Origin of the sequence: Clostridium oryzae (assembly GCF_002029235.1) — a bacterium.
Taxonomy (GTDB): domain Bacteria; phylum Bacillota; class Clostridia; order Clostridiales; family Clostridiaceae; genus Clostridium_AE; species Clostridium_AE oryzae.
The window spans coordinates 26,123-45,968 of sequence record NZ_MZGV01000029.1 but is presented as its reverse complement, the minus strand read 5'-3'; the positions used below and the strand labels follow the sequence as shown (position 1 = coordinate 45,968).

Genomic DNA, 19,846 nt, shown 5'->3' with positions numbered 1-19,846 from the left:
TTTTCTACCGCTTTCATCGATGGACACCTTGTCAATTTCGTACCTCCTGTAACTTTTTATATATTACCAGTCTATAAACTTTTATTTATAATACTCTGGATCAGGAGAACACCCATTCTCTGCAGCTTCATATTCATCATAGTAAGCCGTTAGATTCGTTCCATTCTTATGCCTTGAGTAATACTTATGTCCATTCTTTTCGTATCCATAAAGTTGTTTGTGTTCTACTATTTTAGCTGCACCATATCCATAAGAATCATACCTATCTTGTGCCTGAAAAATCTTTCCCTGATAGAATGCCAGAAATGAAATTGTATCTATTGAGCGATTTCCCCAGTAAGGAACTTTAAATTTAAGTTTCCACCCATTCTGCTTTGCAATTCTGTTACAGTAATAGGTGTAATATTCAAGATCCTTTTGCAACAGCTGATTAATAACCTGTTGCTTAACTTTTTTAAAACTGCTATCACTAAAATAGCTTGGATAAAGGCTTGCGAAGTTCTTTCTATCCCCCTCAAGCTTTTTATTATTTTTATAGTCCTCTATATAAACATAATCATCAAGTGTATAGGATATTTTAATATCAAACTTGCTATCAAAAATTGAGTATTTCTTTTTATCTGTCCATTTATTAGTTACTGTATATTTACCATTCTCCTTAGTTTCATTCCATGTGTGAACAAAATAACCGTCGTAACCTATTGCTATTATTACTGGAAACTGAGACATTAAAGCCTGCTGCTGTGAATAGCTGTTTTCAATATCAAGATCAATATACATACTTCTATAGAACCTATCTAGGCCTTCCTTCAAGTTTAAAGCTATCTTTTGAAAGTTTTCTTTTTTTCCTTGCGCTCCAAGCTCTGTAGAATAACTATCATTGAAAATCATAAGTGCCTTTGCAGCATCCTGGCAAGCACTGCTTATAGCCTCATGATACTCATTTTTAGTATTTTCAGCCTTTACCATAGCAGCTTGATTTAGCTTTCCAGGCATTAAAAGCAGCATTGCAAATATAACGGAGAAAACCAAACTAAACACTTTCATTTTCTACCATACCCCCATATTTAAAAGAAAGGTACTTGTTATAGCTGCTATTTATAAAATACATACTGCTTTGCAGCAGCCTGCTTGGTTCTTCCTGCTGCTCTGTTAATCTTATGGAGAAATCATCACCATAGCGCATGTAGTACTTCTGATTTTTAAATATTGAACTAAGTATTTCTTTTCTTCCATGCTCCACATACTTAACCTGAAAATCATCTGTACCCTTAGGATATACAAGCCTGCTGGTATGCACTAATTCAATCTTATAGCTTCTTTTAGTAGCATTAAGCTCATTTAAGAACTTATAGTAAGCTTCTACATCAATTTGTTCACCACAAACAAAAATAAATCGAGGATTTGCTTTATCCTCGATTCCTCTTGTTCTTAATTGCTTTTTCAAGTCTTCAATCATCTCTAAAACACATTTATCTCTTAATAACTCCATTTTATTTACCTCTATAAAAAGAGAGATTCTACATTAAACTTTGCCCGATTGCGTACCAATTTCCCATCCTCTGAACTAAACTCAAAGCGACTATAAACGCAAATTGCTTTATAGATTAATACTAGAATCTCTCATATTTAATGAATTAGTATTATATTATAACTACTGGGAAATTTCAACATGATTAACTAAAAAATCACAGGTATGTTTAAGTTCATGTCAAAAGTACTGATAAAGTAATAAGTTTTTTAAGCATAATATTATTATTGTTTCAACGCCTCCCTAATTTTCTTTGCATTCTCATACCTTTTATCAGTCACATAATTTTCTTTTGCAGCTTTCAGATCATCTGGCTATACTCTCCATCATATATTCCCCTAGCTTGTTACATTTCCATATATAGCTTTCTAGTATGATTAGAATACATCTAATATTCTATAGAATTATGCTCTTTTATAAAACTTCGCAACTCATCAATTGTACTGTCTAGTACCTTCAATTTCTCTTCTTTACCTGAAAACTACAGTGCCCTATAAAATTTTCAAATGCCTTTCTATAACCTTAACTATATTCTAAACAACTTCCTTTTTCATGTGACCAACCTTCCTTATCACTAAAAAAATATAAAGCGATATTGTCACCAATATCGCTTCATAAAAATTTACATGCTTCTCCACAAAAGTTTTTTCCATTAGTATCTTTAATAATTTATATGTTTTTTCTCCTGATTTCATCTTGTGTCATAAGTTGTCTTGCAACTATTTGAATACTAAAACTTTACTCATTCTTCATGCTAATTGTTACTTTCAAACTTGAATAATGCTATCTGCCTGCGCAGCTTACTCTTAAACTGAACCAAAACTGCTCTTTATAATAGTTTTTTCACATTACGTCTGTTATATATAAATCTTCGTACTTCCATTGTCGCAAAGTTGCTATCACTTTCATTAGGAATTACTACATAAAATATAATATAGTTTTTTACATATATCCGGTAATATGGATATTTACGTTCTTTCATTGACTGAAATGTTTCAAAAGCTTCTGGAGCAACTAATCTTTCTCTAATTGCTAATTCAGCTAAATTAAGCAATTCTTCTGCCGCCTGCTCATTTTTCAGTTTTAGCCTTATATGATTAACTGCCTCCAATAGATCCTCATAAAACAACGGAAGATAACTAAGTTTATATTTCTTTGGAGCCATGCAATGCCTCCCGTATCCCACCAAACACTTCATCATTTGAATATCTAGTATCAGATTCTTCTGCAGCTCTATCAGCCTCATCCAATTTCATTTCAACTTCGTCAGTAAGTTCTGAATATTTTTCCAAACTCATAACAACCATTGAACCATATCCATTTTTCGTCAGATACACTGGCTCTCCAGTACTAACTTCCTTTTCTATTTCCGTAAATTTGTTTCTCAAATCAGAAATCGGTCTAATTTGTATCATAATATTCGCCTCCTAATAAATAATTAACTTTATCATATTACTATTATTATCATAATTTTATCATTATTATGATATTTATTCAATAATGTTATTCACAAGCTAAAAAGTACTTTTTACCGTTAGCGCTTTGCTCAATTTAATAATAAAAAACCTCCTAGGCCAAATATCGAGAGAGGTTCTGAATCATGTTGATTCATACTATGTTGCTTGCAAGCCATTTCACACCCAGGACATTTCATAAACATGTGATTTTTCGTATTTAATACGAAAAGTCCTGTTATTATAGCTAAAACAAAAAGCCACGCAAACATAAAGTTTGCGTGGCTTTCCAATAAGTACAATATTATCTCTTTGAAAATTGTGGTGCTCTTCTTGCTTTCTTAAGACCGTATTTCTTTCTTTCCTTCATTCTTGGATCTCTAGTTAAGAAACCTTCCTTCTTAAGAGTTGATCTTAAATTTTCATCAGCCTTTAAAAGTGCTCTGGATATTCCATGTCTTATAGCTCCTGCCTGACCTGTATATCCGCCTCCATGTACATTAACAAGGACATCATATTTATCCTTAATACCACATAAAACTAATGGTTGATTTACAATTATCTTTAAAGTTTCTAAGCCAAAATAATTGTCCATATCTTTTTTATTAATAATAACATTTCCATCTCCTGGAACAAGTCTTACTCTTGCGATAGACTTCTTTCTTCTTCCAGTAGCAACATACTGAACCTTAGCCATTGATATATCTCCCTTCCACTAAAACTAGTACTTTAATTCTAAAACTTCTGGTTTTTGAGCTGCATGATCATGATCTGCACCTCTGTAAACCTTAAGCTTCTTTAGAACTTTTCTTCCTAGAGGACCACTTGGTATCATTCTTCTAACAGCTTCCTCAAATACAAATTCAGGTTTCTTTGCAAGTACTTCTCTATATGGAACTTCTTTAAGTCCACCTGGATATAATGAATGATGTCTCATCATCTTCTGATCCAATTTCTTACCTGTTAAAACTACTTTTTCAGCATTGATTACAATTACATAATCTCCTGTATCTACGTTTGGAGTAAATATAGGCTTATTTTTTCCTCTTAAAATTGATGCTACTTGGCTAGCAACTCTACCTAGAGGCTTATCAGCTGCATCAACAATATACCATTTTCTTTCAATCTCATTAGGTTTTGCAATGTATGATTTCATCTTTTTCCCTCCCAGAAATCTTGCTTATTAACTTATTCTATATGAAGACCCGGGGCTAGTGGATCTTACTCACTTTCATTAACAAACATAATAATTATAATATAACTTAACCAAGTGTGTCAACAATATTATTGCAATTAAAACAATAATCCAACTAATAATATACCTTTTCCAGACAAAGTGCATGAGCTGGTGCTGCCTTTCTTACCATATTTCTATCAAGTGACTCTAATGCCTCTTTTACCGACTCCGGTTTTCTTTTGCCGGTACCAGCTTCTATTAACGTTGCACATATTATTCTCATCATATTATATAAGAACCCATCAGCCGTAGCATATATTCTAACAATATCTTGTGATTTTTCGATATCAATTCTTGTTATAGTCCGTACAGTAGTCTTGACTGAGCTTCCCTCTTTTCTAAAAGCTTTGAAATCATGAGTTCCTACCAAACACTCTGATGCTTGTTTCATCTTATCAATATCAAGACTAGCTCTTACATGATGCATATAGTTCCTAAATATAGCTGGTGCAACATCTCTGTTAATAATAGTATAGCTATATGTTTTACCCTTACAATTATATCTAGAATGAAATTTTTCATCAACTTCACAGGAACTAAGAACTCTTATATCTTTAGGAATACTTGCATTTATAGCTCCTCTGAATTTTACAGCTTCTATTCTACTATTCGTGTGAAAGTTACATACAAACTCCTTTGCATGTACCCCTGCATCAGTTCTACTGCAACCATCTACAGATATGTTTTCACCAGTCACTTTTAAAATTCCATTTTCAATCATTTCCTGTATAGTTACTGCATTTTTTTGTCTTTGCCAGCCTGAGTATTTACCGCCGTCGTACTCTAAAATTAGTTTAATATTTTTCATGTATATTACCTGCCTGATCTTATATAAGTGCTATAATGTTTGTTATTATAGTTATAATTATAAGCAAAACAAAAGCTAACGATGCAATTAAGTCGTTACAACTAAATTTAAGGACCTTCATTCGGGTTCTACCCTTTCCACCTCTATAGCATCTTGCTTCCATAGCCATAGCAAGTTCATCTGCCCTTCTAAATGAATTAACAAAAAGAGGTACAAGAAGTGGAATAAGGCTCTTAGCCTTTTGAACTATATTTCCTGAATCAAAATCAGCTCCTCTAGCCATCTGCGCTTTCATAATTTTATCTGTTTCATCAATAAGCGTAGGAATGAATCTTAATGCTATGGTCATCATCATAGCAAATTCATGAGCAGGCAATCCTAATTTTTTAAATGGATTAAGCAGTCTCTCAATTCCATCCGTTAGTTCTATCGGAGATGTCGTAAGCGTTAATACTGATGTACCTATAATAAGAAGTACTAGTCTTATAGTCATAAATGATGCTGTTCTTAGGCCACCGTAATATATGGTGACAAATCCATAACTATATATCACTTTTCCGGTCCTAACCATGAACAAATTTAATACTGCAGTGAATAACAGCAATATAAATATAGGCTTTAACCCTCTAAATATATATTTCAATGGTATTTTAGCCAGTAAAACAGTGATAAGAATGAAGGCAAAAGCGAACAAATATCCCGTAAAGTTTTTAATAATAAATAATTCTATAATATAGAGAAACGACAATATTATTTTTGTTCTGGGGTCTAGTTTATGTACAAAGGAATCTCCTGGTATATACTGTCCTATAGTTATATCCCTAATCACTTACCTTCCCCCTCGCTTCTAAAGATTTTAAGTATCTCTCTTGCCGCATCATCAATAGTAAATATCTCATCAGATATACTTATTCCTCTTTTTCTAAGTTCACGAATCACATATGCTATCTGTGGTGCTGCCAATCCAACGGATTCTAATAAATCTATTTGCTTAAATATATTAACAGGAGTATCATCTAATATACATTTTCCATTATTCATCACCAATATTCTATCAGCTAGTTTTGATACATCTTCCATACTGTGGGATACCATAATAATAGTAATATTATATTTAGAATGTAATTCCTTTATCTGACTTAAAATTTCATCTCTACCCTTCGGATCCAATCCAGCAGTAGGTTCATCTAATATTAGAATTTTAGATTCCATAGCAACTATTCCTGCAATAGCAGCTCTTCTCTTTTCTCCACCGCTTAATTCAAAAGGCGACTTGCTCCTGTATTTTTCATAATCTAGACCAACTATGTTCATTGCTCTTTTGACTCTTTCACTAATTTCCTCGCCGGTAAGGCCAAGCTTTTCTGGACCAAAAGCAATATCCTTTTCGACCGTCTCCTCAAAGAGTTGGTATTCAGGATATTGAAATACAAGTCCAACTTTTTTTCGTACTTCTGAAAGTTTTACCTTTTCATTAGTTATATCTACTTCATCTATTATTATTTTTCCCGATGTTGGTTTCAGAAGTCCGTTCATATGCTGAATTAATGTTGATTTTCCGGAACCAGTATGTCCAATAAGTGCTATAAACTCTCCATCTTGTATATTTAATGATACGTTATCCAAAGCTTTTTTCTCAAAAGGTGTTCCTGGCATATATATATGTGTTAAGTTTTCTATTTTAATTGACATAGAGCATCCACCATCTCACTTATTGATAATATATGTGTATCGATATTTAATCCATTTTTCTTTAGTTTATGAGCTAACTCTGTAACTTGCGGTACATCTAACCCAATAGATTTCATCATGTCTATGTTGCTAAACACTTGCTTAGGGCTACCTTCAAGTTTAATTTTACCATTATCCATAACAACTATTCTATCGGCTTCAATAGCCTCTTCCATGTAATGAGTAATTAATACTATAGTTATATTCATATCTCTATTAAGCCTTTTAATAGTAGATATTACTTCTTTTCTCCCTGATGGGTCTAACATCGCTGTTGGTTCATCAAGTATTATGCACTCAGGATTCATAGCAAGGATACCAGCAATGGCTATCCTCTGCTTTTGACCACCAGACAGCAAATGAGGTGCGTGTTTCCTGTACTCATACATTCCTACAGTTTTTAAACTATCATCAACTCTTCTTCGTATCTCATCACTTGGTACTCCTATATTCTCTGGACCAAAGGCTACATCCTCTTCTACAATAGTGGCTACAAGTTGATTATCTGGATTTTGAAAAACCATTCCTGCCTTACTTCTTATATCCCATAACAACTTATCATCTGATGTATTCATTCCGTCTACATATACATTTCCACTGTATGGTACAAGCAACGCATTCATATGTTTAGCAAGTGTAGATTTTCCAGAACCGTTGTGTCCTAATATAACAACAAATTCACCTTTATTAATTTTTAGATTCACACCATCTATTGCAACTTTACTCTCTTCATTTCCTTCTTCACTGTATTTATAAGTAACATTATCACATGATACCATTTCTTTGATCATATTCTTACACACCCCCAATACTGTCTACTTTAGTGAAATTGAAAGCCAAGAATTCTATAATTTTCTATACATATAAGAAAATAGGGATTAAGTAGACTTGCACTTAATCCCTGTTAATTATCACTACACTAGCTCAAGTATAACTACTTCAGCTCCATCGCCTCTTCTTGGACCAACTTTATAAATTCTAGTGTATCCACCTTTTCTTTCAGCATACTTTGGTGCAACAGTTTCAAATAACTCTTTTACAACAGTTTCTTCTGTTACATAGGATAACACTTGACGTCTTGCATGTAAGTCTCCTCTTTTTGCGAGGGTAATCATTTTTTCAGCAATTGATCTTGTCTCTTTTGCCCTTGTTACAGTTGTTTCAATCTTACCATGCTTAAGCAGACTGGTTACAAGGTTTCTAAGCATTGCTCTTCTTTGATCACTAGGAAGACCTAATTTACGATTTATAGCCATGTCTATACCTCCTTATTCATCGCTCTCTTTCAAACTCAAACTAAGATCACGTAATTTCTTCTCAACTTCTTCTAATGATTTCTTACCAAGGTTTCTAACCTTCATCATATCTTCCATTGATCTTTCAGTAAGTTCTTGTACTGTATTAATTCCCGCTCTCTTCAAACAGTTGTAGCTTCTAACGGAAAGATCTAGTTCCTCTATGGTCATCTCAAGGACTTTCTCTTTTTTGTCTTCTTCCTTTTCAACCATTATCTCAACATTATTTGCGTGATCTGTAAGTGTCATAAACAGTTTAAAATGCTCTATTAAAATTTTAGCAGATAAACTAATTGCTTCATCTGTTTTTATTGTTCCATTAGTCCAAACCTCAAGAGTTAATTTATCATAATCAGTTACCTGACCAACCCTTGTGTTCTCAACTTTAAAGTTAACTCTCTTTACAGGGGTATAAATAGAATCAATTGGAATAGTGGAAATAGGTAGATCATCTTTTTTATTTCTCGTCTGTGATACATATCCTCTTCCTCTATTTACAATTATCTCCATGTATAATCTTCCATCGTCATCAAGTGTGGCAATATGTAAATCTTTATTTACAACTTCTACATCGCCATCAGTCTTTATGTCCTCTCCAGTTATTTCTCCAGCACCCTTAGCATCTATGTAGATAGTCTTAGGACCATCTCCAGTCATCTTTAGTGCAAGACTCTTAATATTTAAGATTAACTGAGGAACATCTTCCTTTACTCCTGTAACGGTTGAAAACTCATGAAGTACACCATCTATTTTAATTGCATTTGCAGCTACTCCTGGTAAAGAAGAGAGAAGAATTCTTCTTAGCGCATTGCCAAGAGTTATTCCATAACCTCTCTCTAAAGGTTCAACAACAAATTTACCGTAGATTCCGTCTTCACTTACTTCTACACATTCTATTTTTGGCTTTTCTATCTCTAACATTAACAAACCCTCCTTATAATTTAAATGGCAACTTTATTTTGAGGGCAACTGATTCTATTGCTGATAAGTAATAAAAACTACCTATCCATCAAAAAAACCACAAGCAAATACCAATATAAAATATTATTTGCTGTAATACTCGACTATTAATGTTTCATTAATATTTACATCAATATCAGCTCTTGCTGGTTCAGAAATTACCTTTATTTCAAAGTTATCAGCATTAACATTTAGCCATGCTGGAAGTGTTTTCTGGTTTTCAGCAAAGCCTTTAAATAATTCTTTTTGCTTACTCTGATCACTTACAGTAATAACATCATTTGCTGACACTTTATAGGAAGGTATATTAACCTTCTTTCCATTAACCAAAAAATGTCCATGAGTAACAAGCTGTCTTGCTTCATTTCTTGAATCTCCATAACCTGCTCTATAAACAACATTATCCAATCTTAATTCTAAAAGTTTTAACAAGTTTTCACCTGTTATGCCTTTCATAGTTTCAGCCTTTTCATAATAAGTTCTGAATTGTCCTTCAAGAATTCCATATATTCTTCTAGCTTTCTGTTTTTCTCTTAAATGAACTCCATAATCGGAAAGCTTCTTTTTGCTTGCGCCATGTTGTCCTGGAGCATAGCTTCTTCTATCTATAGCACATTTACCTGTATAACATCTATCCCCTTTAAGGAACAGTTTCATGCCTTCTCTTCTACATTGTCTGCATACAGCTTCTGTATATCTTGCCATTAACTTACACCTCCTGATCCTTAATTACTAAACTCTTCTTCTTTTAGGTGGTCTACATCCATTATGTGGTATTGGAGTAACATCCTTTATCATAGTTATCTCTAATCCTGCAGCCTGAAGAGATCTAATTGCTGCTTCTCTTCCAGCACCAGGTCCTTTTACGTAAACCTGAATAGTTCTTAAACCATGCTCCATTGCAGTTCTTGCTGCAGTTTCAGCTGCCATCTGAGCTGCATATGGAGTGCTTTTTCTTGAGCCTCTGAATCCAAGTGCTCCAGCACTAGACCATGAAAGTGCATTACCAACTGCATCTGTTATTGTAACAATTGAGTTGTTAAAAGTTGACTTAATATGTGCTGCACCATGCTCTACATTCTTTCTTTCTTTTCTTCTTCTAGTCTTTTTAACCTTTTGAGCTGCCATCAATGTCCCTCCTTACTATTTCTTCTTCTTACCTGCAATAGTTCTCTTTGGACCTTTTCTTGTTCTTGCATTAGTCTTTGTTTTCTGTCCTCTAACAGGAAGGCCCTTTCTATGTCTTATTCCTCTATAGCATCCAATTTCAATAAGCCTCTTTATGTTTAAAGCGACATCTCTTCTCAAGTCACCTTCAACTTTAAAATTCTTATTGATATAATCTCTAAGCTTATTAACTTCTTCTTCAGTAAGATCCTTAACTCTTGTATCAGGATTAATACCAGTTTCTTTCAATACTCTCTGGGAACTTGGTAATCCGATTCCAAATATATAAGTTAAACCAATCTCAACTCTTTTTTCTTTTGGTATATCAACACCAGCGATTCTTGCCATTAAAATTTACACCTCCTAGGTTTCTAGTTGAATTAATATTTATATAAAATTTTAGGTTGATGAGTGTACATACTCATCGCAGCCGCTCCTAAAATAATTACACGTTCATTAAATTATCCTTGTTTCTGCTTATGCTTAGGATTTTCGCAAATAATCATTACTTTACCTTTTCTTTTGATTACTTTGCACTTCTCACACATAGGTTTTACTGACGGTCTTACTTTCATAGTTAACCCTCCTCATTACTTTGCTCTCCAGGTGATTCTACCGCGAGTTAGGTCATATGGTGATAACTCAACCGTCACTTTGTCACCTGGCAGTATTCTTATAAAATTCATTCTTAATTTTCCTGATATATGACCTAAAATCTTATGGCCACTTTCCAATTCTACTAAAAACATCGCATTTGGTAAAGCTTCAAGTACAGTACCTTGCATCTCTATTACATCTTCTTTTGACATAAGGTATAATCAAACCTCCTTATTTCTGTCATTCAACTGCAAAACATTTATTTTTAAATATTGTCTAATCATCGAGTCAGTTAATTTATTACCACATAAAATGCTGTCTGCTATCTCATTCGCTATTATATCAGTAATTTCTAAATGCCTCAACTTTTTTTTCTTTGGTTTACTTCCCGGTCTTAATTTTCCGTCTGCGATCAGCACATAATATTCATCCACTGCACCAACAACTATAAAATACTTCCCTTTATCGCGGCCTGCTTTAGAAATAACAATTCTTCCTATTAAATTATCCAAATTCATCTGGTTCACCTCAATGTACTTTATCTTATAGAAGAGGTCAGTATTTTGTTCAGATTCACAAGCTTCCAATATATAATGTATTGTACAGTTGAAATTTTTGCCTCGGTTTCTTGAAGCTTTTTTAAGTGAACTTACTACAACTTCATGCCTATTTGTTAAACCATACTATTAAGAACATTACAAATAGATTGGAATACTGAATCAATGGATTGAGTACCATCGATATTTTTTAGTATTCCTCTCTTATTATAATATTCAAGCATAGGCTGAGTTTGCAAATCATACACTTCTAATCTCTCTTTTACAGTATCTTCAATGTCATCTTTGCGTTGGATTATAGCACTTCCGCAAACATCGCACTTTCCTGCCACTCTAGGAGGATTATATTTTATATGATAGCTAGCTCCGCAAGTAGTACATACTCTTCTTCCTGTCATACGATCCAATATGAATTTTTTAGGCAAATCAAGGAGTATAACTGCATCAAGATAATCCTCATTCTTTTTCAAATGTTCATCTAGTGCAACGGCCTGAAATGTGGTTCTGGGAAATCCGTCCAGTAAGAAACCATCTTTACAATCACTTTGAGTAATCCTGTCAACAACAAGAGATATAGTTATGTCATCCGGCACAAGCTCCCCATTATCCATGTAACTTTTAGCTCTATTTCCCAATTCCGTTTTTTCAGATATATTTTTTCTAAATATATCTCCTGTAGAAATGTGTGGTATAGAATACTTATGGCTAATAGATTTTGCTTGGGTGCCTTTACCGGCTCCAGGTGGTCCCATTATTACAATTTTCACTGCTTTCATCCCCATATATTAATTATTTTAGAAATCCATGATAATGCCTCATTATTAATTGTGACTCCAATTGTCTAAAAGTATCCATTGCAGTACTAACTAATATAAGTATTGAAGTTCCACCAAAGTATATGTTTGTAAAGTTTGTTCTAGTAGCAACAATTATAGGTGCTATAGCTAGTATAGCTGAGAATAATCCTCCAATTACGGATACTTTCAAAAGCACTTTTTCAATATATTCAACCGTTGATTTTCCTGGTCTTATTCCTGGTATGAAACCTGAAGACTTATAAATGTTTTCCGCCATTTCTTCAGGTTTAAAAGTAACTTCGCCATAAAACCAACAAAAGAATATTACCAATAAAGCATATATTATCGGATATAACCAGCTCTTATCATTAAAGATACTATATGGGCTGGTACTTATCCACTGGCTCCACTTTGCATCTTTAAAAAACTGGCCTATAGTTACAGGGAATTGCATTACAGACATTGCAAATATTATAGCAATTACTCCTGTAGATATAAGATTAAAAGGAATATGTGATGATTGTCCTTTATATGTCTTATTGCCTACGGTCTTACCTGCATATTGAACTGTTATTCTTCTTTCTGATAAACTCATGAAAATAACAATAAATAGCAGTACTGCAAGAGCAGCTATAAATCCTATTATTTGTACAATATCAACCGTGTCAGCTTGCTGTAGAGATATTAATTTAATAGCACCTGTTGGTATACCTGATATTATATTAATAAAAATTAATATTGAAACACCATTACCAATACCTTTTACAGTTATCATATCTCCAAGCCACATTAAAAATGTAGATGCTGCAGTCAAAACCAAGATAATAACAAAAGTGTTAAACCAATTGTCTGTAGCCATCTGACCCTGATTAACTATTAAGACATAGGTACCCCATGCCTGAATAGCTGCTAAAACAACAGAAAAATTTCTTGTATATTTCTGTATCTTCTTTCTTCCATCTTCTCCTTCTTTAGACAACTGCTCCAAGTACGGAATTGCTACAGTAAGAAGTTGCATTATGATTGATGCATTAATGTACGGAAGAACTCCTAATGCAAATATACTGAATTGCCTAAATGCTCCTCCTGAAATCAGATTGTAAAAACTGATCAGTGAGTTTGTGTCACTTGCCTGTTGATTCAAATTACTTGTATCTACTCCTGGTACAAGTATATGACTCCCTAGTCTATATATTGCTACTAAGAACAATGTATACAAAATCCTTTTTCTTAAATCAGGAACTTTCCAGGCATTCTTTAGAGTTGATAACATATTAAATCACCTCTACTTTTCCCCCAGCTGCTTCAATTTTTTCAACTGCAGTTTTTGAAAATTTTGTAGCTTTCACTGTTAATGACTTTTCTAAATCACCATTAGCTAGTATCTTTACTCCGTCATAAACTTTATTAATTATCCCGGTACTAACTAATACCTCGGGTGTTACTTCTGTTCCATTCTCAAAAACATTTAATCTGTCTATATTAATAACAGCATACTTCTTTGAAAATATATTTGTAAAACCTCTTTTTGGTAATCTTCTGAATAGTGGCATCTGACCGCCTTCAAAGCCAGGTCTTACTCCGCCGCCGCTTCTTGCTTTCTGTCCTTTTTCTCCTTTTCCAGCGTTTCTTCCAAGGCCAGAACCTGTTCCTCTTCCTATTCTTTTTGGAGCCTTCTTAGAACCCTCTGCTGGTCTTAATTCATGAAGTTTCATCTATTTACACCTCCTAATTTTATAAATAAAATCAATTTTGCTTCAGTGATTGATTAAGCTTCTTGAACATCTAACAAATAAGAAACCTTATTAATCATACCTTTGATTTGAGGTGTATCTTCATGTTCAACAACACATCCTATTTTCTTCAAACCAAGAGCTTTAACTGTTGCAATATGATCATCTTTTCTTCCTATTAAACTCTTTTTAAGAGTTATTCTAAGTTTAGCCAAGGTCTTTCCCTCCTAACCTAGTATCTCTTCAACGATCTTGCCTCTTAGCTTAGCTATCTGCTCAGCAGTCTTTAATCTTGACAATCCGTTTATAGTAGCATTAACCATGTTCTTAGGATTATTTGATCCTAAAGATTTCGCTCTAACATCTTTTAAGCCTGCTAATTCCAAAACAGCTCTTGCAGGTCCACCCGCAATAACTCCTGTTCCTTCACTTGCTGGCATTATAAGAACTTTTCCTGTACCAAAAATTCCTTCTATTGTATGAGGAACTGTATTTTCAACTAAAGCAACTTCTACAATGTTCTTTTTTGCATCTTCAATTCCTTTTCTTATTGCCTCAGGAATTTCAATTGATTTACCTATACCTACGCCAACATGGCCGTTTTCGTCACCTACGACTACAAGGGCACTAAATCTAAAGTTTCTACCACCCTTGACAACCTTAGCAACTCTGCTTATGTTAACTACTCTTTCCTTAAGGTCTAGTGTGCTAGGATCTATTCTCATTTATTTCCCTCCTTTTTAGAAATCTAAGCCTGCTTCTCTCGCACTTTCAGCTAATTGTTGAACTCTTCCGTGATATATATATCCACCTCTGTCAAATACGACAGTTTTAATTCCTTTTTCAATTGCTCTCTTAGCGACTAATTCTCCAACTATTTTAGCAGCTTCTTTGTTACTTCCAAGTTTATCGCCAAATTCTTTATCAATAGAAGATGCAGATACTATAGTTTTTCTAGCAACATCATCAATAATCTGAGCGTATATGTTCTTTTCGCTTCTATATACACAAAGTCTTGGTCTTTCTGCTGTACCTGTTATCTTATTACGAACTTTTAAATGTCTTTTTTGTCTAGACAATTTTCTGTCTAACTTATTAATCATAGCTTCTCACTCCTTTCAATTATTTCTTACCAGTCTTACCTTCCTTACGTCTGATAACTTCGTTATCATACTTAATTCCCTTACCTTTGTAAGGCTCTGGTTTTCTCCAAGTTCTAATATTTGCTGCAATTTGACCTACTAACTCTTTATCGATCCCCTTAACAACAACTTTGTTTGGAGCGGGAGTTTCAAATGTTATTCCTTCAACAGCATTTATTTCTACTGGATGTGAATAACCTAAATTCATGACTAATTTTTTACCTTGAACCTGTGCTCTATAACCAACACCGATCAATTCCAAATTCTTTTCAAAACCTGCTGTTACTCCATTTACCATGTTATGAACAAGAGCTCTAGTTAATCCATGAAGTGCTCTGTGATTCTTATCATCACTAGGTCTAGTAACTACAACTTCATTATTATTAACTGCTATGGTAATATCTTTATGCATTGCTTTAGTAAGTTGACCTTTAGGGCCTTTTACTGTAACAACGTTGTCCGGAGTAACTGTAACAGTGACACCATTTGGTATCTCTACTGGTAATTTTCCTATTCTTGACATTGTTACACCTCCTGTATTTATTCACTACATTCTAGTAATTATTTTAAGTTTATCCATTTATCTATATTGATATAAATATAATTTTCAAAATATCATTAATGAAAACTTATATATTCAATACTACCAAAGGTAGCACAATACTTCACCGCCAAGACCAAGTTTTCTTGCATCTCTATCTGGCATAATACCTTTGGAAGTAGAAATCAAAGCCACTCCAAGTCCGTTTAAAACTTTTGGAACTTCGTCTTTCTTGCAATAAACTCTTAATCCAGGTTTAGAAATTCTCTTAAGTCCGCTTAAAACTTTTTCTTTATTAGGTCCGTATTTTAAAGTCAATCTAAGCATTGGCACTACGCCGTCACTATATTCCTCAACACCTTTTATATAACCTTCTTGAAGCATTATATTCACGATAGCCTTCTTTATATTAGAAGAAGGTACTTCAACTATTTCATGTTTAGCAGTATTTGCATTTCTTACTCTAGTTAACAAATCTGCTATTGGATCTGTCATAACCATTATTTATGCCTCCTTTCCTTTTTACCTACTGTTACCAACTAGCTTTCTTACAACCCGGAATCTGTCCCTTGTAAGCAAGTTCTCTAAAGCAAATACGGCATATTCCGTATTTCTTTAATACAGAATGTGGTCTTCCGCATAATCTACATCTTGTATAAGCTCTAGTTGAATATTTAGGTTCTTTCTTCCATTTTTCAATTATTGCTTTACGTGCCACAGTTTCCCCTCCTTATTTTTGAGCAAATGGCATACCAAGAAATCTTAGTAATTCTCTTGCTTCCTCGTCTGTCTTAGCAGTTGTTACAAATATGATATCCATACCTCTTACTTTATCTATCTTGTCATATTCAACTTCAGGAAAAATTAACTGTTCCTTTATTCCTAATGAATAGTTTCCTCTTCCATCGAAAGATTTATCTGATATTCCTCTGAAATCCCTTACTCTTGGTAGAGCTATATTCATTAGCTTATCAGCAAATTCATACATTTTTTGCTTTCTTAATGTTACTTTGCAGCCTATAGGCATATTCTGTCTTATTTTAAAGTTAGCTACTGACTTCTTAGCTCTTGTAATGATTGGTTTTTGACCAGTTATTAAAGCCATATCACCTACAGCTGACTCCAAAACTTTAGCATTTTCTTTAGCTTCACCTACGCCCATATTTAAAACTATTTTATCTAGTTTAGGAACTTCCATAACATTCTTATATCCAAATTTTTCAATTAAAGCTGGTACTACTTCATTATTATACTTTTCTTGTAATCTTGGGATCATTAATTAACCCTCCTTTCAATCACTAAAATGTTTCTCCGCACTTTTTACAAACCCTTACTTTGGTTCCATCATCTAATATTTTCTTAGAAATCCTTGTAACACTTTTACACTTATTACAATATAACATTACTTTTGAGCTATAAATAGGAGCTTCTACATGCACAATGCCTCCGTTAGTATTAGCTCTATTAGGTTTCTGATGTTTAGTAACAACGTTAACTCCCTGAACAAGCACTTTACCCTTTTTAGGTATAACCTGTAGAACTTCGCCAACTTTGCCTTTATCTTTACCAGATATAACCATTACTGTATCTTTCTTTTTGACGTGAACTTTATTCATCATAGTAGACACCTCCCTATCCTATAGAACTTCAGGTGCTAGTGATAATATCTTATTAAATTCTTTATCTCTTAGCTCCCTTGCAACAGGCCCAAAAATACGTGTACCTCTTGGTTGTTTATCATCTTTGATAATTACTGCTGCATTCTCGTCAAATTTTATATATGAACCGTCTGCTCTTCCTAATCCTCTTACAGACCTAACAATTACTGCTTTTACAACTTCACCTTTTTTAACAACTCCGCCTGGTGTTGCACTTTTAACGCTAGCGACAATAGTGTCTCCGATGTTTCCAAACTTTCTCTTGGAACCACCCAATACTCTAATGCACATAATCTCTTTTGCTCCAGAGTTATCTGCTACTTTTAAAATTGTCTGCTGTTGTATCATAAATAACCCTCCTTTCAGACTAAATGCTATTTAGCTTTTTCAACAATCTGAACCAGTCTCCACCTTTTGTCTTTAGATAGTGGTCTTGTTTCCATTATTTGTACTGTATCATTTAACTTTGCCTCGTTATTTTCATCATGAACTTTAAATTTAGTTGTTCTATTCACTGTCTTACCATATAAAGGATGACGTACTTTTGTCTCTACAGCAACAACAACTGTCTTTTCCATCTTATCTGAAACAACTCTGCCTATTCTTGTTTTTCTATTTCCTCTTTCCACAGGATGAACCTCCTTTCAGCTTACTGTCTAACAGCTTTAAGTTCTTGCTCTCTAATGATGGTTTTAATCTGGGCTATAGATTTTTTTACTTCTCTTATTCTCATTGGATTCTCTAATTGACCAGTTGCCAATTGAAATCTCAAATTGAAAAGCTCTGCTTTCAAATCATTGAGTTTACCACTCAATTCCTGAGGGCTATTACTTCTTAGTTCATTCACTTCTCTAGCCTTCATTTTTTTCACCACCTATTTTTTCAAAATCACTTCTAGTTACAAACTTAGTTTTTATAGGTAGCTTATGTGCTGCTAGTCTCATAGCTTCTCTTGCTACTTCTTCAGGAACACCTGCCATTTCAAATAATACTCTGCCAGGCTTAACAACAGCTACCCAATATTCTGGTGAACCTTTACCTGAACCCATACGAGTTTCAGCTGGTTTCTCTGTTACAGGTTTATCTGGAAAAATCTTTATCCAAATTTTTCCTCCCCTTCTAACATATCTAGTAATAGCTACTCTGGCTGCTTCTATCTGGTTGCTTGTGATCCATCCGCATTCAGTTGCTTGAATTGCGTAATCTCCATAAGCAATAAAATTACCTCTTGTAGCTTTTCCACTCATTCTACCACGTTGCACTTTACGATGCTTTACTCTTTTTGGCATTAACATGGTCCATTCCTCCTTTCTTAAGCGTTAACTTCTTTCTTTTCAACCTTCTTTGTAGGAAGTACTTCGCCTCTATAAACCCATACTTTTACTCCTATTTTACCATAGGTTGTATCTGCTTCTGCAAAACCATAATCAATATCTGCTCTTAAAGTCTGTAGTGGAATTGTTCCTTCATGATACTGTTCAGTTCTAGCTATTTCAGCTCCGCCTAATCTTCCAGCACAAGAAGTCTTAACTCCTTTTATTCCAGATCTCATTGCTCTTTGTAAAGTCTGTTTCATAGCTCTTCTGAATGAAATTCTCTTTTCAAGTTGTGAAGCTATATTCTCAGCCATCAACTGAGCATCGCTTTCAGCATTCTTAACTTCAACTATATTAATTAACAAGTTTTCTTCTTTAACAAACTTCTTTATTGCAGCTTTAAGAGCTTCTATTCCTTGACCACCTTTACCTATAACCATTCCTGGTTTTGCTGTAAAGATATTTATTCTTACTCTTTTAGCGAATCTCTCTATTTCAATTTTTGAAATTCCTGAAGTATAAAGTGATGACTTTATATATTCTCTTATTTTATTATCTTCAACTAAATAGTCTGCAAAATTTCTGCTATCAGCATACCATTTAGCATCCCAATCTTTTATTACACCAACTCTTAAACCGTGTGGATGTACTTTTTGTCCCAATCTATTTCCCTCCTTTTTAAGCTCTTTCCTTAACAACAACTGTTACATGGCTAGTTCTCTTCTTTATAGAAAATGCTCTTCCTTGTGCATGAGGCTGCATTCTCTTAAGTATTGGACCTGCTCCAACATAAGCTTCTGAAACATATAAAGCTGTTGTATCTAAATTAGCATTATTTTCTGCATTAGCCACAGCTGATTTAAGCACTTTATTAACGACTACAGCTGCATCTTTTGGAGTATATTGAAGAATAGCAAAAGCTTCACTAATATTCTTACCTCTTATTAAGTCAAGTACTATTCCGATTTTCATTGGAGACATTCTTACGTATCTCGCAATTGCCTTAGCTTCCATTGTCTGATTACCTCCTTTCCATACTATTTAACTGATGTTGACTTTGCATTGTCATCATGTCCTCTGAAAGTTCTAGTAAGCACAAACTCTCCAAGCTTATGCCCAACCATATCCTCAGTAATGTAAACTGGAACATGCTTTCTTCCATCATGTACAGCTATAGTATGACCTATCATCTGTGGAAATATTGTTGAACTTCTTGACCAAGTTTTTATTACTTTCTTTTCGTTCTTTGAATTCATCTCATTGATTTTTTTCAACAAAGATTCTTGTATAAAAGGTCCTTTTTTAGTTGATCTACTCACTAT

General features: G+C 33.8%; 36 protein-coding genes. All 36 read right to left on the bottom strand.

Translation table 11 applies throughout. From position 1 onward, the window contains the following. Nucleotides 1-81: 81 nt before the first annotated feature. Nucleotides 82-1,047: a hypothetical protein gene (locus CLORY_RS13595; RefSeq protein ID WP_079425342.1), complete on the bottom strand. Its 966-nt coding sequence runs from the start codon at nt 1,045-1,047 to the stop codon at nt 82-84. Next, on the bottom strand, nt 1,034-1,492 hold the full coding sequence (locus CLORY_RS13590; RefSeq protein WP_079425340.1) for a hypothetical protein: 459 nt from the start codon (nt 1,490-1,492) through the stop codon (nt 1,034-1,036). Before CLORY_RS13590 ends, CLORY_RS13595 begins: the two co-directional genes overlap by 14 nt. Before the next feature lie 868 nt (nt 1,493-2,360). Continuing rightward, nucleotides 2,361-2,696 (bottom strand): type II toxin-antitoxin system RelE/ParE family toxin, encoded by a 336-nt coding sequence (locus tag CLORY_RS13585; RefSeq protein ID WP_079425339.1) that lies wholly within the window; start codon nt 2,694-2,696, stop codon nt 2,361-2,363. Next, entirely contained in the window at nt 2,677-2,946 is a 270-nt protein-coding gene (locus CLORY_RS13580; protein ID WP_079425337.1) for a type II toxin-antitoxin system prevent-host-death family antitoxin, read from the bottom strand. The genes CLORY_RS13585 and CLORY_RS13580 overlap by 20 nt, the downstream gene beginning before the upstream one ends. Nucleotides 2,947-3,289: 343 nt before the next feature. Then, nucleotides 3,290-3,682: a 30S ribosomal protein S9 gene (gene rpsI, locus CLORY_RS13570; RefSeq protein WP_079425333.1), complete on the bottom strand. Its 393-nt coding sequence runs from the start codon at nt 3,680-3,682 to the stop codon at nt 3,290-3,292. 24 nt (nt 3,683-3,706) lie between these two features. Next, the gene (gene rplM / locus CLORY_RS13565; RefSeq protein WP_079425332.1) at nt 3,707-4,141 is read right to left on the bottom strand and encodes a 50S ribosomal protein L13; all 435 of its coding nucleotides are present in this window, start codon (nt 4,139-4,141) and stop codon (nt 3,707-3,709) included. Nucleotides 4,142-4,295: 154 nt separating this feature from the next. Continuing rightward, complete coding sequence (gene truA / locus CLORY_RS13560; RefSeq protein ID WP_079425331.1) at nt 4,296-5,030, bottom strand: tRNA pseudouridine(38-40) synthase TruA; 735 nt, start codon at nt 5,028-5,030, stop codon at nt 4,296-4,298. 19 nt (nt 5,031-5,049) lie between these two features. Next, a complete protein-coding gene (locus tag CLORY_RS13555; RefSeq protein ID WP_079425330.1) occupies nt 5,050-5,859 on the bottom strand; it encodes an energy-coupling factor transporter transmembrane component T family protein in 810 nt (269 codons plus the stop codon). After that, entirely contained in the window at nt 5,856-6,722 is an 867-nt protein-coding gene (locus CLORY_RS13550; protein WP_079425327.1) for an energy-coupling factor transporter ATPase, read from the bottom strand. Before CLORY_RS13550 ends, CLORY_RS13555 begins: the two co-directional genes overlap by 4 nt. Further along, nucleotides 6,707-7,552, bottom strand: a complete 846-nt coding sequence (locus CLORY_RS13545) for an energy-coupling factor transporter ATPase (protein WP_079425325.1) — start codon at nt 7,550-7,552, stop codon at nt 6,707-6,709. Before CLORY_RS13545 ends, CLORY_RS13550 begins: the two co-directional genes overlap by 16 nt. A gap of 123 nt (nt 7,553-7,675) precedes the next feature. Then, nucleotides 7,676-8,017, bottom strand: coding sequence for a 50S ribosomal protein L17 (gene rplQ / locus CLORY_RS13540; RefSeq protein ID WP_079425323.1), 342 nt, complete (start codon nt 8,015-8,017; stop codon nt 7,676-7,678). 12 nt (nt 8,018-8,029) lie between these two features. Next, complete coding sequence (locus tag CLORY_RS13535; protein WP_079425321.1) at nt 8,030-8,977, bottom strand: DNA-directed RNA polymerase subunit alpha; 948 nt, start codon at nt 8,975-8,977, stop codon at nt 8,030-8,032. Nucleotides 8,978-9,100: 123 nt separating this feature from the next. Beyond that, complete coding sequence (gene rpsD, locus CLORY_RS13530) at nt 9,101-9,721, bottom strand: 30S ribosomal protein S4 (protein WP_079425319.1); 621 nt, start codon at nt 9,719-9,721, stop codon at nt 9,101-9,103. Nucleotides 9,722-9,748: 27 nt separating this feature from the next. Continuing rightward, the gene (gene rpsK / locus CLORY_RS13525; RefSeq protein ID WP_079425318.1) at nt 9,749-10,144 is read right to left on the bottom strand and encodes a 30S ribosomal protein S11; all 396 of its coding nucleotides are present in this window, start codon (nt 10,142-10,144) and stop codon (nt 9,749-9,751) included. A 15-nt stretch (nt 10,145-10,159) separates the two neighbouring features. Continuing rightward, on the bottom strand, nt 10,160-10,531 hold the full coding sequence (gene rpsM, locus CLORY_RS13520; protein ID WP_079425316.1) for a 30S ribosomal protein S13: 372 nt from the start codon (nt 10,529-10,531) through the stop codon (nt 10,160-10,162). Nucleotides 10,532-10,644: 113 nt separating this feature from the next. Beyond that, nucleotides 10,645-10,758 (bottom strand): 50S ribosomal protein L36, encoded by a 114-nt coding sequence (gene rpmJ / locus CLORY_RS13515; protein ID WP_009524358.1) that lies wholly within the window; start codon nt 10,756-10,758, stop codon nt 10,645-10,647. Nucleotides 10,759-10,773: 15 nt separating this feature from the next. Further along, a complete protein-coding gene (gene infA / locus CLORY_RS13510) occupies nt 10,774-10,992 on the bottom strand; it encodes a translation initiation factor IF-1 (RefSeq protein WP_079425314.1) in 219 nt (72 codons plus the stop codon). Between the two features lie 9 nt (nt 10,993-11,001). Next, nucleotides 11,002-11,298: a KOW domain-containing RNA-binding protein gene (locus tag CLORY_RS13505; RefSeq protein ID WP_079425312.1), complete on the bottom strand. Its 297-nt coding sequence runs from the start codon at nt 11,296-11,298 to the stop codon at nt 11,002-11,004. 155 nt (nt 11,299-11,453) lie between these two features. Continuing rightward, nucleotides 11,454-12,104 (bottom strand): adenylate kinase, encoded by a 651-nt coding sequence (locus CLORY_RS13500; RefSeq protein ID WP_079425378.1) that lies wholly within the window; start codon nt 12,102-12,104, stop codon nt 11,454-11,456. 22 nt (nt 12,105-12,126) lie between these two features. Then, nucleotides 12,127-13,407, bottom strand: coding sequence for a preprotein translocase subunit SecY (secY, locus tag CLORY_RS13495; RefSeq protein WP_079425310.1), 1,281 nt, complete (start codon nt 13,405-13,407; stop codon nt 12,127-12,129). 1 nt (nt 13,408) lies between these two features. Continuing rightward, complete coding sequence (rplO, locus tag CLORY_RS13490; RefSeq protein WP_079425308.1) at nt 13,409-13,849, bottom strand: 50S ribosomal protein L15; 441 nt, start codon at nt 13,847-13,849, stop codon at nt 13,409-13,411. A gap of 53 nt (nt 13,850-13,902) precedes the next feature. Then, nucleotides 13,903-14,082, bottom strand: a complete 180-nt coding sequence (gene rpmD / locus CLORY_RS13485) for a 50S ribosomal protein L30 (protein ID WP_079425306.1) — start codon at nt 14,080-14,082, stop codon at nt 13,903-13,905. Between the two features lie 12 nt (nt 14,083-14,094). Beyond that, complete coding sequence (gene rpsE, locus CLORY_RS13480) at nt 14,095-14,592, bottom strand: 30S ribosomal protein S5 (RefSeq protein ID WP_079425304.1); 498 nt, start codon at nt 14,590-14,592, stop codon at nt 14,095-14,097. A gap of 15 nt (nt 14,593-14,607) precedes the next feature. After that, nucleotides 14,608-14,970 (bottom strand): 50S ribosomal protein L18, encoded by a 363-nt coding sequence (rplR, locus tag CLORY_RS13475; protein WP_079425302.1) that lies wholly within the window; start codon nt 14,968-14,970, stop codon nt 14,608-14,610. 19 nt (nt 14,971-14,989) lie between these two features. After that, a complete protein-coding gene (gene rplF, locus CLORY_RS13470; RefSeq protein ID WP_079425300.1) occupies nt 14,990-15,532 on the bottom strand; it encodes a 50S ribosomal protein L6 in 543 nt (180 codons plus the stop codon). A gap of 120 nt (nt 15,533-15,652) precedes the next feature. Then, nucleotides 15,653-16,051, bottom strand: a complete 399-nt coding sequence (rpsH, locus tag CLORY_RS13465; protein ID WP_079425298.1) for a 30S ribosomal protein S8 — start codon at nt 16,049-16,051, stop codon at nt 15,653-15,655. 31 nt (nt 16,052-16,082) lie between these two features. Next, nucleotides 16,083-16,268, bottom strand: a complete 186-nt coding sequence (locus tag CLORY_RS13460) for a type Z 30S ribosomal protein S14 (protein WP_079425296.1) — start codon at nt 16,266-16,268, stop codon at nt 16,083-16,085. 12 nt (nt 16,269-16,280) lie between these two features. Next, nucleotides 16,281-16,826 (bottom strand): 50S ribosomal protein L5, encoded by a 546-nt coding sequence (rplE, locus tag CLORY_RS13455; RefSeq protein ID WP_079425295.1) that lies wholly within the window; start codon nt 16,824-16,826, stop codon nt 16,281-16,283. 22 nt (nt 16,827-16,848) lie between these two features. Then, complete coding sequence (rplX, locus tag CLORY_RS13450; protein WP_079425376.1) at nt 16,849-17,166, bottom strand: 50S ribosomal protein L24; 318 nt, start codon at nt 17,164-17,166, stop codon at nt 16,849-16,851. A 21-nt stretch (nt 17,167-17,187) separates the two neighbouring features. Then, nucleotides 17,188-17,556 carry a 50S ribosomal protein L14 gene (gene rplN, locus CLORY_RS13445; protein ID WP_079425293.1) on the bottom strand — a complete coding sequence of 123 codons (369 nt, stop codon included), beginning with the start codon at nt 17,554-17,556 and terminating at the stop codon, nt 17,188-17,190. A 26-nt stretch (nt 17,557-17,582) separates the two neighbouring features. Then, entirely contained in the window at nt 17,583-17,837 is a 255-nt protein-coding gene (rpsQ, locus tag CLORY_RS13440) for a 30S ribosomal protein S17 (protein ID WP_079425291.1), read from the bottom strand. 20 nt (nt 17,838-17,857) lie between these two features. Then, complete coding sequence (rpmC, locus tag CLORY_RS13435) at nt 17,858-18,070, bottom strand: 50S ribosomal protein L29 (RefSeq protein ID WP_079425289.1); 213 nt, start codon at nt 18,068-18,070, stop codon at nt 17,858-17,860. After that, the gene (gene rplP / locus CLORY_RS13430) at nt 18,060-18,503 is read right to left on the bottom strand and encodes a 50S ribosomal protein L16 (RefSeq protein ID WP_079425287.1); all 444 of its coding nucleotides are present in this window, start codon (nt 18,501-18,503) and stop codon (nt 18,060-18,062) included. Before rplP ends, rpmC begins: the two co-directional genes overlap by 11 nt. 17 nt (nt 18,504-18,520) lie before the next feature. After that, nucleotides 18,521-19,186 (bottom strand): 30S ribosomal protein S3, encoded by a 666-nt coding sequence (rpsC, locus tag CLORY_RS13425; protein WP_079425285.1) that lies wholly within the window; start codon nt 19,184-19,186, stop codon nt 18,521-18,523. 16 nt (nt 19,187-19,202) lie between these two features. Continuing rightward, nucleotides 19,203-19,538 (bottom strand): 50S ribosomal protein L22, encoded by a 336-nt coding sequence (rplV, locus tag CLORY_RS13420; protein ID WP_079425283.1) that lies wholly within the window; start codon nt 19,536-19,538, stop codon nt 19,203-19,205. 23 nt (nt 19,539-19,561) lie between these two features. Further along, complete coding sequence (gene rpsS / locus CLORY_RS13415) at nt 19,562-19,843, bottom strand: 30S ribosomal protein S19 (RefSeq protein WP_079425281.1); 282 nt, start codon at nt 19,841-19,843, stop codon at nt 19,562-19,564. Nucleotides 19,844-19,846: the final 3 nt, after the last annotated feature.